At 69.9% G+C, this 15,474-nt stretch carries 12 protein-coding genes; 5 read left to right on the top strand and 7 right to left on the bottom strand.

Annotated features, from left to right (window positions below; translation table 11 throughout):
* Positions 1-146 precede the first annotated feature (146 nt).
* The 7 genes from Q8Q85_13520 to Q8Q85_13490 form a co-directional block, all read right to left on the bottom strand.
* A complete protein-coding gene (locus Q8Q85_13520; GenBank protein ID MDP3775276.1) occupies positions 147-824 on the bottom strand; it encodes an aquaporin in 678 nt (225 codons plus the stop codon).
* A gap of 117 nt (positions 825-941) precedes the next feature.
* Positions 942-2,186, bottom strand: a complete 1,245-nt coding sequence (gene fabF / locus Q8Q85_13515; protein MDP3775275.1) for a beta-ketoacyl-ACP synthase II — start codon at positions 2,184-2,186, stop codon at positions 942-944.
* Positions 2,183-2,647 carry an SRPBCC family protein gene (locus Q8Q85_13510; protein ID MDP3775274.1) on the bottom strand — a complete coding sequence of 155 codons (465 nt, stop codon included), beginning with the start codon at positions 2,645-2,647 and terminating at the stop codon, positions 2,183-2,185. Before Q8Q85_13510 ends, fabF begins: the two co-directional genes overlap by 4 nt.
* Positions 2,644-3,357 (bottom strand): methyltransferase domain-containing protein, encoded by a 714-nt coding sequence (locus Q8Q85_13505; GenBank protein MDP3775273.1) that lies wholly within the window; start codon positions 3,355-3,357, stop codon positions 2,644-2,646. The genes Q8Q85_13510 and Q8Q85_13505 overlap by 4 nt, the downstream gene beginning before the upstream one ends.
* Positions 3,354-3,830 (bottom strand): flavin reductase family protein, encoded by a 477-nt coding sequence (locus Q8Q85_13500; GenBank protein MDP3775272.1) that lies wholly within the window; start codon positions 3,828-3,830, stop codon positions 3,354-3,356. The genes Q8Q85_13505 and Q8Q85_13500 overlap by 4 nt, the downstream gene beginning before the upstream one ends.
* A gap of 14 nt (positions 3,831-3,844) precedes the next feature.
* Positions 3,845-5,053 (bottom strand): FAD-dependent oxidoreductase, encoded by a 1,209-nt coding sequence (locus Q8Q85_13495; protein MDP3775271.1) that lies wholly within the window; start codon positions 5,051-5,053, stop codon positions 3,845-3,847.
* Between the two features lie 53 nt (positions 5,054-5,106).
* Positions 5,107-5,925, bottom strand: a complete 819-nt coding sequence (locus Q8Q85_13490; GenBank protein ID MDP3775270.1) for a DUF92 domain-containing protein — start codon at positions 5,923-5,925, stop codon at positions 5,107-5,109.
* On the opposite strand from Q8Q85_13490, the gene Q8Q85_13485 reads away from it, so the two are divergent.
* The 5 genes from Q8Q85_13485 to Q8Q85_13465 all read left to right on the top strand — a co-directional run.
* Positions 5,896-6,540, top strand: a complete 645-nt coding sequence (locus Q8Q85_13485; protein ID MDP3775269.1) for a hypothetical protein — start codon at positions 5,896-5,898, stop codon at positions 6,538-6,540. The genes Q8Q85_13490 and Q8Q85_13485 overlap by 30 nt on opposite strands.
* On the top strand, positions 6,537-7,730 hold the full coding sequence (locus tag Q8Q85_13480) for a Xaa-Pro peptidase family protein (GenBank protein MDP3775268.1): 1,194 nt from the start codon (positions 6,537-6,539) through the stop codon (positions 7,728-7,730). The genes Q8Q85_13485 and Q8Q85_13480 overlap by 4 nt, the downstream gene beginning before the upstream one ends.
* A gap of 77 nt (positions 7,731-7,807) precedes the next feature.
* Positions 7,808-8,284, top strand: a complete 477-nt coding sequence (locus Q8Q85_13475) for a hypothetical protein (GenBank protein MDP3775267.1) — start codon at positions 7,808-7,810, stop codon at positions 8,282-8,284.
* Positions 8,285-8,561: 277 nt separating this feature from the next.
* On the top strand, positions 8,562-11,897 hold the full coding sequence (locus tag Q8Q85_13470; protein MDP3775266.1) for a TonB-dependent receptor: 3,336 nt from the start codon (positions 8,562-8,564) through the stop codon (positions 11,895-11,897).
* A 73-nt stretch (positions 11,898-11,970) separates the two neighbouring features.
* Positions 11,971-15,474 (top strand): hypothetical protein (locus Q8Q85_13465; protein ID MDP3775265.1); only part of this gene is annotated, 3,504 nt, incomplete at its 3' end.

Below are 15,474 nucleotides of genomic sequence, written 5' to 3'. Positions count from 1 at the left end.
GGCCACCGTGGCCGACGCGCGCACGGAGGCCGATGATGCCGGATAACGGCGGCTACATGACCGCGGCGTATGTGGCGGCGGCGGTGGTGTACGTGGGATATGCGCTGGCATTGTGGTGGCGGACGAAGGAGTTGAAGAGAGGCTCTTCAACCGTCTTTCTTCAGTAACATCCTTTCGTACACCTGCATCGCCGCGATCGCGCCGAGGATCGGGCCCACCCAGAAGACCCCCTGGGCGATCCAGGTGCCGGATGCGAGCGCGGGGCCGAAGGCCCGTGCCGGGTTCATCGCGGCGCCGGTGAGGTTGCCGCCGGCGAGTATGCCGAACATGACGGTCAGGCCGATGCCGAAGCCTCCGATCTTCGGCGCCGCCGGATCGACGGCCGTCCCCATCACGGCAAAGGCGAGGAAGAACGTCAGGATGGCCTCGATGACGATGCCCTGGACCAGGCTCACGTCGCTCGCCAGCCGCGGAGTGCCGAGCGCCGCCACCCTACCGGCCATCTCAGGGTAGAGCCCCTTGACGGCGTACGCCGCGGCGACCGCTCCGAGGAGCTGGAAGAGGACGTACCGGCCGGCCTTCTTCGCGTCGATCCGGCCTACCGACCACAGTCCGAGCGTCACCGCGGGATTGATGTGGCCGCCCGAGATGTTCATGGTGGCGCTGATGGCTATGGCTAGCGCCAGGCCGTGGGCCGCGGCGATGCCGAGCAGACCGACGCTGCCCTCGCGATAGGTGTTGGCTACGATCGCGCCGGCGCCGGCGAAAGTGAGAAAGAACACGCCGATGAATTCCGCGACCAGCGGGCGCAGGGTGTTACGCATGCACGTGCCTCGTGGTTCGGTATAGTTGGGAAGTGGACCAACCAGCGGCGACAATATGCCCGGGCCGCGGCGCCCAACGCAAGCGCCGGCGGCCGCGGTCCGTCCGTCACCGGTCCGTCAGTCCGTCCTCTTCATGACGATGGCGGCGTTGATGCCCCCGAAGCCGAACGAGTTGGACACGGCGACGTCGGCCGGGCGCGCCTCGCCGCCGTTTCCGAGGTAGTCGAGGTCGCATTCGGGATCGGGGCATTCCAGGTTGATCGTGGGCGGCAGCCAGCCGCGGTCCAGCGCCAGCGCGGTGACCGCCGCCTCGATCGCGCCGGACGCGCCCAGGGGGTGTCCGTAGTAGCCCTTGGTGCCGCTCACCGCGAGGCGGCTTGCGTGCTCGCCGAATACCTGCTTGAAGGCGAGCGTCTCCGTCTTGTCGTTGAGCGGAGTGGACGACCCGTGCGCGTTGACGTAGTCCACTTCGTGCGGCTTGACGCCGGCGTCCTCCAGCGCGAGCCTGACGCAGCGGGCGGCCTGCCCGCCGTCGGGCCGCGGGGCGGTCATGTGGTACGCGTCGTTGGTCGAGGCCGCGCCGAGGACCTCGGCGACGATCGGCGCGCCGCGTGCCAGCGCGCGCGAGCGTTCCTCGAGCACCAGCACCGCGGCCCCCTCACCCATCACGAACCCGTCGCGGTCCGCGTCGAACGGGCGGCTCGCCCGCGCGGGGTCGTCGTTTCGCTGCGACATCGCGCGGATCACCGAAAAAGCGCCGAAGCAGAGCGGCGCGAGCGGCGCCTCGGCTCCGCCGGCCACCATCACGTCGGCGCGGCCGTCGCGGATGGCGTGGAAGGCGTCGCCGACGGCGATGGTGCCCGAGGCGCAGCTCATCGCGTTGGTAGAGTTGGGGCCGGAGATGCCGAACTGGATGGCGATGTTGCAGCTCGCCGCGCCACCGAACACCGAGAGGGCGAGCATCGGGTCCACGGCGCGCAGCCCCTGGTGGAAATAGACCCCCACCTGCTCCTCGGCGTACGCGACGCCGCCGAGGGCGGAGCCCATGATGGCGCCAACGCGCTCGCGGTCCTCCGCCGCGAGGTTCAGCGCGGCGTTCTCGATGGCGAGGCCCGCCGCTACCACCGCGAGCTGTGAGTAGCGGTCGTAGTGTTTGGCGCGCTTCGCGTCCAGGAAGTCGCGCGGCCGGAAATCCGGGATCTCCGCGGCGACGCGGCTCCGGAAGGGTGTCGGATCGAAGCGGGTGATCGCCCGCACCGCCGACCGGCGCGCCCGCAGCCCCTCCCAGAGGCCCTCGACGCCGGTTCCGATCGGCGTCACGCAGCCGATGCCCGTCACCACCACCCGCCGCGGAGCGCTCATGCCACCTCCCCCTTCTCCGCCTGGCGCGCGATGCCCGCCAGCGTCCGCTGCGCGATCCCATGCACGAACACCGGACCGATCACCAGCTCGGCCGCCGGCCTCCTGATGAGCGGCCACGCGGGCCCGTCCCACCGGTGCGTGATGGTAACCGTTACGTGGGTGCTCCCGGGCGCGAACTCCCACGCGACGTCCATCCCCTTCGTGATGCCCCTGATGTGCCGGTACCGGATCCGAGGCTCCTCGCGGTCGATCGCCATGTCCGACACCCACCAGGTGGGGTAACGGAACGCGCCGAACGGGCGCCATGCGGCCATCTCGACGATGCCGCCGTCGGCGCGACGCTCCAGGAAGCGAACCCAGCGGTAGTGCGGCAGCCATTCCGGCCAGCGCTCCACGTCGGAGGCGGCGCGGAAGATGCCCGCGAGCGGGGCCGCGACCTGTCGCCGGTCGATCTGGATCATGCCTGCGCTCCGGCCGGACGCCACGCCGCCGTCAGGCACCAGCCGGGATGGCTCCTGATCGTGGCAGCGACGTGCGCCGCCGCACAGGCTCCGTGCAGCTCAGCCGGGCTGAAGCCGCGGAACACCGAGATCACGCCGTCGTGCCGGGTGGCGGGGTGGAATCGAAGCGGGAACGACGCGAGCCAGATCCCCGCGGCGGCGAGGGCGCTGCGGTGGATGTCGGCGACGACGACGCCCCGCCGGGCCACCCGGTCCATCTCCGAGAGCAGCCGGGTGCCAGCCGCGCCGGGCAGGTGGTGCAGCAGCTTGGAGCAGAGCACCAGGTCGACCGACCGGGTGCGCATCGGCAGGCGGCCGCCATCGGCGATGACGGCGGCCAGACCGCCCTGGCGCGCCGCCTCGCGGGCGGCGGCCGGGTGCCGCTCCAGGCCGACCAGCCTCAGGGTTAGGCCGCGCCGGCCGGCGCGGGCGGCGGCGGCGCGCGGGATATCGCCGGTGCCGGTGCCGACGTCGAGCAGCGTGAGCGAGGCGCCGGCCGGGCAGACCGCGAGGAACTCGTCGAGCCGGCCTACCGTCGCCCGACATCCGCCGAAGACCCGATTGATGCGCGCGATGTCGCGCAGCGAGGCGACGATGGTCCCGGAGTCGGTGTGCGGATCGTCGAGCGTCTCCACGGCGCCCGCGGCCCAGGTGCGGAGCGAGGACATCATCGAACCACCCCCGCATAGCGGGAGCGGAAGTGGCAAAGCGGCGCGCCCGATTCGGTGGCCGCCCACTCGACGACGCCGGTGACGATGGTGTGGTCGCCCGCCGGATAGACCGCGTCGCGGCGGCATTCGACCTGGGCGATGGCGCCGCGGATCCGCGGCAGCCCTCCCGGCGTCGCGCCGACGTCGAGGTCGCCGAAATGCTGCGAGCCGCGCGTCGCGAAACGTTCCGCGAGGTCTTCCTGCCCCTCCGCGAGCACGCTCACGCCGAAGAGCGGAGCGCTCACGAGCGCCTCGTGGATGTCGGCCTCGCGGCCCACGCAGACGAGCAGCATCGGCGGTTCCAGCGAGAGCGACGTCACCGAGCTGGCCGTCATGCCGCGCAGCACGCCCCGGGCGTCGCGGGCCGCGACGACCGTCACACCGGTGACTAGCGAGCCCATCGTCTGGCGGAAGCGCTGCGGATCGAGCGGCATGGCGGACCCTCGGCCTACATCACGAGCGCGGCGAGGTTGCGCGGATCGAACAGTGCCCGCACCGGCACGGAGTCCCCGGCGGCGCCGACCCAGAGGTCCGCGACACCGGTACGGCGCGAGAGCTGCCGCGTGAAGCGCCGCATGAGCGAGGGCCGGGTGGCGCCCAGCGCGACCACGCGCTCCAGCACCCACTTGCTCAGGAAGGCGCGCCGCCGCGCCGCCGTATAGGGTCGCAGCGCCTCACGGGTTGCCTCTCCCCTGGCGAGCGCCGCGGCGAGCGCATCGGCGGCGAGCGCCCCGCCCCGAAGTGCCGCGAAGATGCCCTCTCCCGTGAACGGGTCGAAGAAATCGGCCGCGTCGCCGACCAGCAGCGCCCCGTCCACCGCGGCGCGCCGCGTGCCTCGGGCGAAAGGGCCGGTGACCATCACGCGCCGAACCACCCGCGCGCCCGCGAACCGGCGCCGCAGCTCCGGTACCCGGTCCAACTGCGCGTGGAAGAACGCCGTCGCGTCGCCGGCGATGAGGCTGGCATCCGTGTCCGGCACCACCGCCGCGACGTTGACCCGCCCGCCGCCGATGGGGGCGATCCCCACGTAGCGCCCGTCTCCCGCGAACATCTCCCCGTAGTCGGCCAGGTCCGCCACGTCCTCGAGGTGCGCCACCAGCGAGAGGCGCCGCGGCGATCCCCACCGCGCCAGCCCCAGCGTGCGCGCCACGATCGAGTTCAGGCCGTCCGCGCCGACCACCGCGCGCGCCCTGATCTCCTTGCGACGCCGGCCGTCGCGCACCACCGCGCCGCGCACCACCCCGCGCTCCACCAGCAGGCGTTCCACGGCGACGCCCTGGCGCACCTGTGCGCCGCTTCGGATCGCGGCCCCAAGCACGATGAGGTCGAGCGTGGCGCGCGGGAGCGCCAGACCGTACGGGCGGAATGGCGTGTACCGGTGGCTGCTCGCGAACCTGCCCACTACCGCGGCACCGTCATCGGAGACGAGACGGAACCCGGTGAGCCTCGCCGCGCCCGCCGCTTCGACTTCCTCGAGCACGCCCAGCGCCTCGAGGTCGCGCGACGCCTCGGGACTCAGGTACTCGGCGCACGCCTTGTGTCGCGGGAAGACGGCGCGCTCGACTAGCAGCACGCGGAGGCCGGCCCGGGCGGCGAACGCGGCGGTTGAGGCGCCGGCGGGGCCGCCGCCGACCACCAGAACATCGCAGTCCGTCACGCGGGGGATACGCAAAGGATGGAAGTCGTAGCTGCTCCGAGGCCGGTTGATCCTCAAGCTAGACGGACCCCGCGCAGGGCGACAGGTGCGGCGGCGACGGCGGCGCCGACGGCGGTCGCGAGCAGGTTCACGGTGTCGTTGGTGATCCACCTCATGCCGCGCACCAGAATGCCAGTCCCGCCGCACCAGTGCACCGGCCGCTCGCCGAGCGCGCCGCACGCCGCGCACCGGTACCGCGCCTGGAGTGTCGCGCCGAGCAGCGAATCGGCGACGCCCCCCGCGATGCCGCCCGCGGCGATCCACGGCGCCGCGGCCGCCGGCGCGAGGCCTAACAACACCGCAGCCACCGCGATGAGCCCCGCGCCGAGGGCGCCCGCGAGCGAGCCCCGCAGCGTCACGCCGCCCGAGGTTCCCGGCGGCACGGGCGCTCCCGTTGTGATGAGCCGGGGCGGCGCCGCGCTCCGCCCGCCGATCTCCGTGGACCAGGTGTCGGCGGCGGCGGCTGCCAGCGCTCCCGCGAAGGCGAGCAGCCACTCGGCGTGACCGAGCGAGAGCAGCGCCGCCGAGGCCGCGATGCCGCCGTTGGCGGCGACCTGGACCGGCCCGCGGCGCCCTCCGCCGGGCGTGAGCAGCGACGATGAAACGAAGAACACGGCGAGCAGCACGAGACCCCGCCAGCCCGTACCGGCGGCGACGGCCGCACCGACCGCGATGGCGGCGAGGGTGCCTCGGGGAGAAAGCCAGGCGCTCACGCAGCGGTAGAGTGCGCGCGGCGCGCCGCGGCCGCAACCGCGCCCCATTGGTCCCGGGAGCGCGCCCGCGCTATCTTGCGCCCGCACGCCGTGACGAATCGCGCCCTGACCGAAGCTCATAGCATCATTCCGCTCGCCGTTCTCGAGGCGATGCGGAATCTCGACTCTCCCAGCGACGAAGAGGTCGCGGAGTACGTGGACGAGCTGCTCAAGAAGCGGCTCGGCTTGTCCGACACGGTCGCGGCGCAGATCGGCCGCTATGAAGCGGTGGTGCGCCAGGACCGGACCGTGCGGGCCGAGGAGGCCGAGCAGATCCTTCGGCTCGCCAGCCGCCGCACCGACGCCGCCCTCGTCTTCGCGGACGGCGGCCGCCGGGCGGCCCGCCATGCCGTCAAGAGGCTCGCGTTGTCGGCGCGTTGGGGCGCGCGCAGCCTCCCCCGTTTCCTGGGTCGCGCGATCGGCTTCCGGGCCTCGCGCCGCGCCGCCGCGGAGGTGTTCGCGGCGACCATCACGCGGGACGATGGCGAGACCGTGGCCATCGTCGCCCATGCGCTCCCGGTGCGCGCCACGCCGGACGGAGCAGCATGTGCATTCTTCTCGGCCGCTTTCGCCGAGTTGCTACGGCAGCTGGTGGAATTCGACGGCGCCATGACGCACACCCGCTGCCTCTCGCGCGGCGACGCCCGCTGCGAATGGCGCTCGACGACCGGCCCGACCGGAGAGGGCACCCGATGAACGTCGCCGAAACCCTGACACCCGAGATGCTGGCCCAGATTCGGAAGATCCTTGGCGATCTCCGGTACGATGGCTGGCTGCTGTTCGACTTCCACGGGCTCAACCCGGTGGCGACGCGCGTGCTGGGGCTGGGGGGCGGCCTGGCGACGCGCCGCCTCTTCGTCTTCATCCCCACCTCGGGCCGGCCCACGGCGATCGCCCACAAGATCGAGGTCAATCGCGTCGAGGGGTTCCCGGGCGAGGTCCGCACCTACGCGGCGTGGCGGGAGCTCGAGCGCGAGCTCGGAGCGGTCCTGTCGGGCAAGCGCGTCGCTATGGAGTACTCCGCGAAGGACGCCGTGCCATACCTCGACCGGGTGCCGGCGGGCGTCGTCGAGCTGGTGCGGGCTGCCGGAGCCGAAGTGGTGACGTCGTCCGAGCTCGTCACCGCGATAGCCGCCCGCTGGAGCCCCGAGGAGCTTCAAGGTCACCGCCGGGCGGCGGAGCTGATCCGCGAGATAGCGCTGGCCGGGTTCAATCGCGTCCACGACTGGTTCGCCGAAGGCATCCTGCCTACCGAAGTGGGCTTGCAGCGCTGGGTGCTCGAGGCGTTCGATCAGGCCGGACTGCACACCAACTCCCCTCCGATCGTCGCCGTCGGCGAGCACTCCGCCAACCCGCATCACGAGCCGGCGGCGCACTACGAAACGGCGATCCAGCCCGGCGAGGTGCTGTTGCTCGACCTGTGGGCTGGTGTTACGCAGGACGCCGTCTATGCCGACCAGACGTGGATGGCGTTCGTGGGAGCGACACCGCCGGCGGACGTGGTGCGCGTCTTCGAGGTGGTGCGCGACGCCCGCGACCGCGCGGTGGCGCTGCTGAGCGACAAGTGGCGCGAGGGCTGGTCGATCACCGGCGCCGACCTGGACGATGCGGCGCGCAAGGTGATCAACAACGCGGGGTTCGGCGAGTACTTCGTCCACCGCACCGGCCACTCGATCGACCGGGAGCTGCACGGCTCCGGCCCGCACCTCGACAACTTCGAGACGCACGACGACCGCAAGCTGCTGCCGGGGATCGGCTTCTCGGTCGAACCGGGCGTGTATCTTCCCGGCCGATTCGGCGTGCGAAGCGAGATCAACGTGGTGCTGCACGAGGAGGGGCCCGAGGTCACGCCGGCCGAGCCGCAGCACGAGCTGATCTGCCTATAGACGTGCTGTCGGGGTGAAACCCTGGCGGGGTGGGAAGCCCCGTGCTAACATTTACCCACTTTTGTCGGAGCCGCCTCTTGACGCAACCCTCTGGTACGTCGCCGTCCGATCTCGACACCGTCCGCCAGGTCCTGTTCGGCGCGGACCTCGCGCGGCTCGAGCAGACGCTCGGGAACGACCGGCAGGCGACGACGGCGCGCGTCGCCGAGCTGGAGCAGCGCGTGGACCGCAACCTCGCGGACCTCGAGCGTCGGATCGAGCGCAAGATCGATGAGATGTCACAGCGGGTCGGGGCCCAGCTCGAAGACCTGTCGCGGCGCCAGCAGGCGCACGCCGAGCGCGTCACCCAGCTCCTCGACCAGGTCATGGCGGAGCTGACCCGCCGCGCCGAGACCCTTCAGACGGAGACGCGCGCGGGCCTCGAAGAGCTCCGGACCAAGGCTGCCGAGCTCGAGCGCCGGAAACTGAACGTCGTGGACTTCGGTTCTTCGCTCGCGACGCTCGGCCAACGCTTTTCTGCGGCGTCGGTTGAGGAATCGGGACGCTCCGGCTAGGTGTCCGCAATCGGGGACACCTGTCCAATAGGTGGTACAAACGGTTGCTTGACACGGGTTGTTTGGCGGGAGCATATTGGCTTCCGATGAGTTCGGGCCGGTCAGCCCGGGCACGGCAGCGCCGCTGCTAGCGGTGCTCATGACGTCTCAGGGTTTTGTCGTAGGACCGCATGCAAATTCGCTTCGCGTTCATGGACGCTCGAACGAAGGGAGGTGGCGTGCCGCTGCCTGGTTCGTTTTTCGAGTCCCCGCGGGTTCACGTTTTGGGAGGTCGTCAATGACTCGACGTAGTCGCTGGGTCTTCTCTCGCCTCGCGGCCTTTGCGGCCGTGGCGTTGCTCGGAGCGGGCCGTCTAGCCGCTCAGGGCACGTCCGGCAAGATCGAAGGCACGGTGAGGGATCAATCGGGTGCGCCCGTCAACGGCGCGCAGGTGCTCGTCGTGGGGTCCGCGTTCTCCGCGTCCACGAACGAGCAAGGGTATTACTTCATGAACAACGTGCCGGCCGGCGTGATGGCGGTTCGGGCGCAGTACATCGGCTACGCCCCCGCCGAGGTCCGGAACGTCCGGGTGTTCGGCGGCCAGACGATGACCGTGAACCTGACGCTCGAGCAGCGGGCGGTCGAGGTCACGGGCATCAACGTGACGGTCGAGCAGAACCCGCTCGTGCCGCGCGACCAGGTCACGTCGAAGCCGATCGTAGCCGGCGATCTGATCGAGGCCCTGCCGGCCGACAACATCACCGACATCCTGCGGCTCGTGCCGGGCGTCGTCGAGGGGGCCCGCGGACTCGTGATCCGCGGCGGCCGGCCCGGCGAGGCAGCTACCTACATTGACGGCGTCCTGGTGCGCAACATGAACGCCCAGTTCGCCTCCGGCCTCTCGGGATCGGGCGGGGGCGACGCCGGCGTCGTGAACGTCGGCACCAACGCGCTCGAAGAGGCGTCGGTGATCACCGGGGCGATCGGCGCGGAATATGGAGACGCCCAGTCCGGCGTGATCTCTCTGGTCACGCGCTCCGGTGGGTCCTCCTTCGGGGGGACGGTGAGCTATTCGACCGACGAGGTCTCGGGTCAGACGTATGGCCGCGGCCTGCACCGGGTCGAGGCGTCCGTCGGCGGTCCGCTGGCGCGCAACCTGACCTTCTTCCTCGCGACCACGTTGCAGGGGAGCCAGAATGGGGCCCGCGGCAAGGGCTCTGAGGACGTCCCGATATACGTGCTCAACGGGCTCGACACAGCCGATTCGCTCGCGCCCAACGGTTTCGTGATGGCGCCGACGAGCCCAGGCAACGCGTTGTCGGACTCGGTGCGGGTGGACATCCCGCGGTTCACGCGATATTCGGATGGCTCTCGTCGGCCCTATGACGGCAGCGACGCCTTGACGTTCGATTCGAAGTTGGCCTACAGCTTCGGAACCGGCTCACGGATGTCGCTCTCGTACCACCGCAGCCGCGACCAGGACCGGTTCTTCCCCGGAGCGCGGCTTTACGACCCGATGTCCCACTTTGGGTCCCGCCAGGTTTCACAGGCGCTGGTCTTGAACTGGACGCAGAACCTGACCCGCTCGAGCGAGCGGGCGCTGTTCCTCGACGCGAACCTGAGCTGGCAGCGGGATGTCTTCGTCTCCGGACTGCTGAACCCCCAGTGGGCAGCGGACAACCGGGACCCGAACGCGTTCTTCACTTTCGGCAACTTCCAGTTCCTCACGGACTTCGACGACTTCCCGCTCGACGACCGCCTGGTCCGGAACGTCCGGGTCAACAACTGCGTGGCGGCCACCGGCGGCCGCTGCGTGCCCTTTCTCGGGCAGGACGAGCTCGATTTCAGCGCGCCGTTCCGGACCAACCCGTACGGCGTGAGTGCTGGCACGTCGTTCTTCCCGTCGACGGGCTACGGGCGGAGCGGGCCCACCCTGGCGAGGGAGTCCCGCCTCACGGGCCGAGCCACCGTGGACTGGCAGGCCAACCGCTACAACCGCGTCAAGATGGGCGGTGACTTCACGCGGGCAGACATGCGGTCGTTCACGTCGGGCCTCATCAGCCAGATCTTCTCAGATGTGTACCACGAGACGCCCGTGCGCATGGGCCTGTTCGCGCAGGATCGGGTGGACCTCGGCGACGTGGTGCTCGAGGTAGGGTTGCGGTACGACCGGCTGAACTCCGGCGTGATGTACCCGAACACGCCCGGGCGCATCTTCAGCGACCCGCTGCGCGAGGGCAACCTGGCCAAGGCGTTGACGGCCGCGGACACCGTGGTCGGGCAGCGTTGCGCGGCGTTCATCGCCGCGGCCGACACCACCGGCTGGTCCACCTGCAACTTCTTCGAGGCCGAGGCGCGGTCGGTGCTCTCCCCCAGCCTCCGGGTGTCGTTCCCGGTGACCGACCGGACGGGGTTCCGGCTCTCCTACGCGCACCAGGTCCAGACGCCCGACTTCAGCCTGCTGGTGGGCGGGCAGAACGCCGACCTCAACTTCACCAACACGAACGACATCTTCGCGCGCGACCTGGACTTCGGCAAGTCCATCGCGTTCGAGTTCGGCATCCGGCACGCCTTTAGCGACGACATGGTGCTCGACATTTCGGCCTACAACAAGGACAAGGTGTCGGACATCACCGCGCGCGTGCTGCCGTTCTTCGACCCGTCGCTCGGCGCGACCACCAACATCAACGTGGTGACCAACGCCGACTTCGGGAACGTGCGCGGCATCGACGTCAAGCTGGACCGGCGGGTCGGGTCGCTGTTCCAGGGGAGCGTCGCGTACACCTATCAGTCGGCGCGCAGCACCGGGTCCGATCCGCTCGAGTACCTGCAGACCGCGGCGCGCCAGCTCAGCACCCTGACGGGTGACCGGCTGCCGGCGCCGACCGCGGTGCTCACCACCCGCGACAACCGTACCCACACGATCGCGGGGACGGCGTCCCTCAACTTCCCGCACGGCTGGCACACCGGGACAGCGGCCGGGGCGCTCCTTCAGGACGTCGGGATGTTCGCGACGTTCCGCTTCGCGAGCGGCCTGGCCTACACCAGGCTGGAGAACATCGGGCGCGGCCAGCAGGGACCGGGTACCAACTTCGGCCTCGGCGGCACGGCCAGAGAGCCGCTGAACGCGTCCACGATGCCGGGGATCAGGAACGTGGATCTGCGCGTGACGCGCGGGCTCCAGGTCGGGTCGCGAAACGTGACCATGTTCGCCGACTTCCGGAACCTGTTCAACTTCACCAACCTCGTGGCGATCTGGGCCGAGACGGGCGACGTCCGGAACCAGCTGCACCGCGAGAGGACGGTCGACGGCGTATTCGCCACGCTGGCCGGCGAGGCGGGGAACCTGCTCGACAACCGCCCGGTCACTCGAGGCGGCTCCACGCGGACCCTGTCGGGTTACGACCTGACGGACTGCTCCTTGTACGAGTACAACGTCCAGGACGGCACGGCGGGACTGCCCAACTGCGTCCTGCTCCGCGGCGCGGAGCGGCGGTTCGGCGATGGAGACGGCTTCTTCGACGAAGAAGAGCAGTCGTCCGCATTCAGCGCGTGGTACAACTTGTTCAACGGTCCTCAGACGCTGCGCGGGCCCGGCTTCAACCTGCGTTTGGGCGTCGAGATCAATTTCTAGCGCGCTGCGCCGCGTCGCCGCTCCGCCCAACTTCGGGCGGGGCGGTGGCGGGCGCGGGCACGAGGGAGTAGACATGCGAATAATATCTGTTCAGCGTTTGACGCTGGCCGCCGTCCTGATCACCGGGCTCGCGTCGGTCGTGGCGTCCGTCGCGGAGGCCCGGCCGGAGCGGCCGGGCCGCCGCCCGGCGGCGCAGGGCTTCCGGCTGTTCGCGGAAGTCAACGACGACATGGACGTCAACCGCGTGTACTGCGGCATCCGGAACATCGGCGAGACCTGCGTCGACATCACCGGAAGCCCGGTGCTGGGCGGCGGTTCGTGGCCGCGGGGCACGGCGGACCAGTACGTCTTCAACTCCGGCCTCCAGATCGCCGGCGTGGTCTCGGCCACCGCCGGCTTCGAGTGGGCCGGCGACATCGTAGGCAGCTGGTTCATGGACCCGCGCGGCGACCAGCAGAGCGGTGAGGGCATCACGGCTATCTACAACTCGCTCAATGCGGCCGACCTGGCGAACTGGCCGTCGGCGGGCTACGTGAAGGACACGTCGCTCTTCGCGTCCTCACTGATCGGAACGCCAACCGCCTCCCAGCTCGACCTGTGGTGGCGCTATTGGGACGGCAATCCGAACCAGACCACCGGCCGGCCGCACCCGGCGGGCATCTTGGTCGAGCAGCGGGGCATGGGCTGGAACTTCCCGTCCGGCAACGAGGATGTGCTCTACTTCATCTACCGGTTCATCAACGTCACGGCGAAGACCCGGTCGCTCTACGACGGGTTGAGCGCCGCCGGCTACACCAGCGCCGAGATCGACGAGATCGCGGCCATCGGCGCCGAGTTCCAGCGGCTCAACGAGAACAAGTTCGCCGTCCAGATCCCCGACGGCGGCTACGCCCTCGACAACCTGTTCGCCGCGATCTTCATGGACCCGGACGTCGGCGACTTCCTCACCAACTATTCGACAGGGATCCTGCCCTTCGCGACCTCCCTCGCGTACGTCGGTGACTGGACCGAACCCGCGTGGGCCTTCCCGTCGAACATCTTCACCGCCCCCTTCGCGGCGGCACCGGGGTTCGTGGGCGTCAAGTACCTGAAGAGCCCGCTCAACCCGAACACGACGGATCCCGACGACGAGTTCGGGATCACGATCTTCTCGAACACGTCGAACGGCCCCCCGTTCCCGGACGCCCAGGGCATCGAGCAGATGTACCGGTACCTGTCGGGCGGGGTCTCGCCCGCGCTCGGCGACAACTCCTGCACGGTGACGAACCCCCAGCTGCGCCACCTTTGCGCCTTGGTGCAGGTCCAGACCGACACGCGCTTCTTCATGTCGTCCGGGCCCTTCACGCTCAATCCCGGCGAGTCCTCCGTCATCGTGGTGGCGTTCGTGTTCGCCCCGCCGGTGGCCACGGCCATCGCCAATTTCGTCGGCGGCGACATGAAGCCCGGCATTCCGCCGGGCGGCGGACGCCTGCTGGCGGGCACCGACACGCTCCGGAACATCGACCGGGCAGTGGGCTGGGTGAGCCACAGCAACATCAACGGCGACACGACGATCACCCAGGATGAGGTGACCACAGTCCCGGGATCGCTGCTCGACAAGCTGCTGGTCGCACAGGCGGTGTTCGACAATAGGTTCCTGCTGCCGTTCGCGCCGGATGCCCCGGACTTCTTCCCGGTACCGGGTGACAACGAAGTGACCATCGTGTGGAGGGCTTCCGCCACCGAGGACCCGCTTACCGGCGGCGACCCTTACTACCAGGTGGCGAAGGACTCGCTCAACCCCGACGGTACCAACAACGCCCTGTTCGACCGTAACTACCGCGAGTTCGATGTCGAGGGCTACCGGATCTGGCGCGGGCGTACCGCGGCCACCATGGAGGTGATCGCGCAGTACGACTACGCGACCACGAGCTTCGACGACTATACCGGCACGTTATACAACACGGACTACGGCACGCAGTGCGCGCCGGAGGTCGGCCTGACCACCTCGTGTCCGCCCTTCCCCAACTCGGTGAACCTGGCGGTTCTTATTACCATCCAGCCGGGCGTGGTGCAGATCCCGACCGGCGGGCGCGTGGTGTCCCTGGCAGGCACGGTGGTCGTCACCGAGGCCGACACGGCGGTGACCGGTGGCGCCACGGGCTATCCCAACCTCACCGACACGGGGGTGCCGTTCGCGTACCTGGACCGGGACGTGCGGAACGGCTTCCGCTACGTCTACGCCGTCACGGCGTTCGATGTGAATTCGGTCAGGTCTACGGGCGTCCGCAATACCAGTCTCGAGTCTCCTCGGGTCACCAAGGCCGTGACCCCGCGGGTCCCGTCCGGCCAGGGGATACAGGGCACCCTCGCCGCCATGGAGCTCATCGGCGCCGACGGCAGCACGCTCGATCGCGGCGCCGCGGTGCCGGCAATCGATCCGGCTACCGGCATCTTCGCCGGGCCGATGCCGCCCACCGACGGCCTCGATCTCGGCTTCGGGGCGTTCCTGCCGGATCTCCTGGCGAACGGCAGCGTGACCGTGACGATCGACTCGATCATACCGGGCTCGGCGCTCGACGCGGCGAATGGGGGGTTCGGTTCCCTCATCCCGACCACGTATTGGTTCACGGGGCAGGGCTCGGGCTCGCCGGTGAAGTTCTTTTTAGACATCCAGCTTGACGGTTCGACTGACGACAATACGGGGAGCGTCCCGTTCCTGGCCACGGCGCTCAGCACGGCGCCGGCAAGCGTGTTCGGCGGCGACTCGACGTTCTCGCTGTACGGCAGCGCCTCGCTCGCGGTGCCCGGCGCTTGGAGACTCACGATGATGGGCCGGGCGGACGCCAATGACGCCCCAGACAGCCCGAACAACGGACCGCGCTGGTGGGCGGGGGCGGCGAACGAGAACACCAACGACCCGAACGGGCTGACTTGCCCGATCGTGGCCGGCACCTTCACCTGCTCGCTGGCCGACCTGAGCCGGAACGCGGGGGCGATCAGTGGCGTCGACATCTTCGCCATCCAGTCGTACTACACGGTGGGCTCCAGCACGCCAGCGCGCGGCATCGAGGGCGTCACCTCGAGCGTCATGCGCGCGGCGGACTTCAAGGTGTACTGGGGCGCGTCCGGCGCCATCGACTCGGTGGTGGACGTGACGCACCGGGTGCGGGTGCCGTTCAGCACCAAGATCCGGGCGTCCTACGGCATTCTGAACGATTTGTCGTTTGTCGCGACGACCCAGGCGAGCACGGCGGACGCGAACAACGCGCGGCTGACCTGGTCGGACTACGCCTGCGTCGATCCGATCCCGGCCTACGCCAACCGGTGCGGCGGTGTGGCGCAGACGCCTGCGGTGCTGATGGATAACGCCCGGCTCAGCCCGGTATCGTTCCGTTCGTCCACCTACGCAGGGACTGCTGCGCTGGCGACGACGGGCAACGGGTTCATCTTCTACCTGAACGGACAATTCTTCGTGATGCAGATGGCTGCGCTGCCTGCGGCGTGGACGGTGTGGAACGCCCGCGTTTATGGCGGCAGCATCACGGGACCGGTGGGCAGCTACGCCTTCCATGAGGCGATCCGGCCGCCCGCGGTG

Source organism: Gemmatimonadales bacterium, from assembly GCA_030697825.1.
In the GTDB taxonomy this organism is placed as follows: domain Bacteria; phylum Gemmatimonadota; class Gemmatimonadetes; order Gemmatimonadales; family JACORV01; genus JACORV01.
Note: the sequence above shows the minus strand (reverse complement) of the source record. Positions and strands in the feature narration are given on the sequence as shown.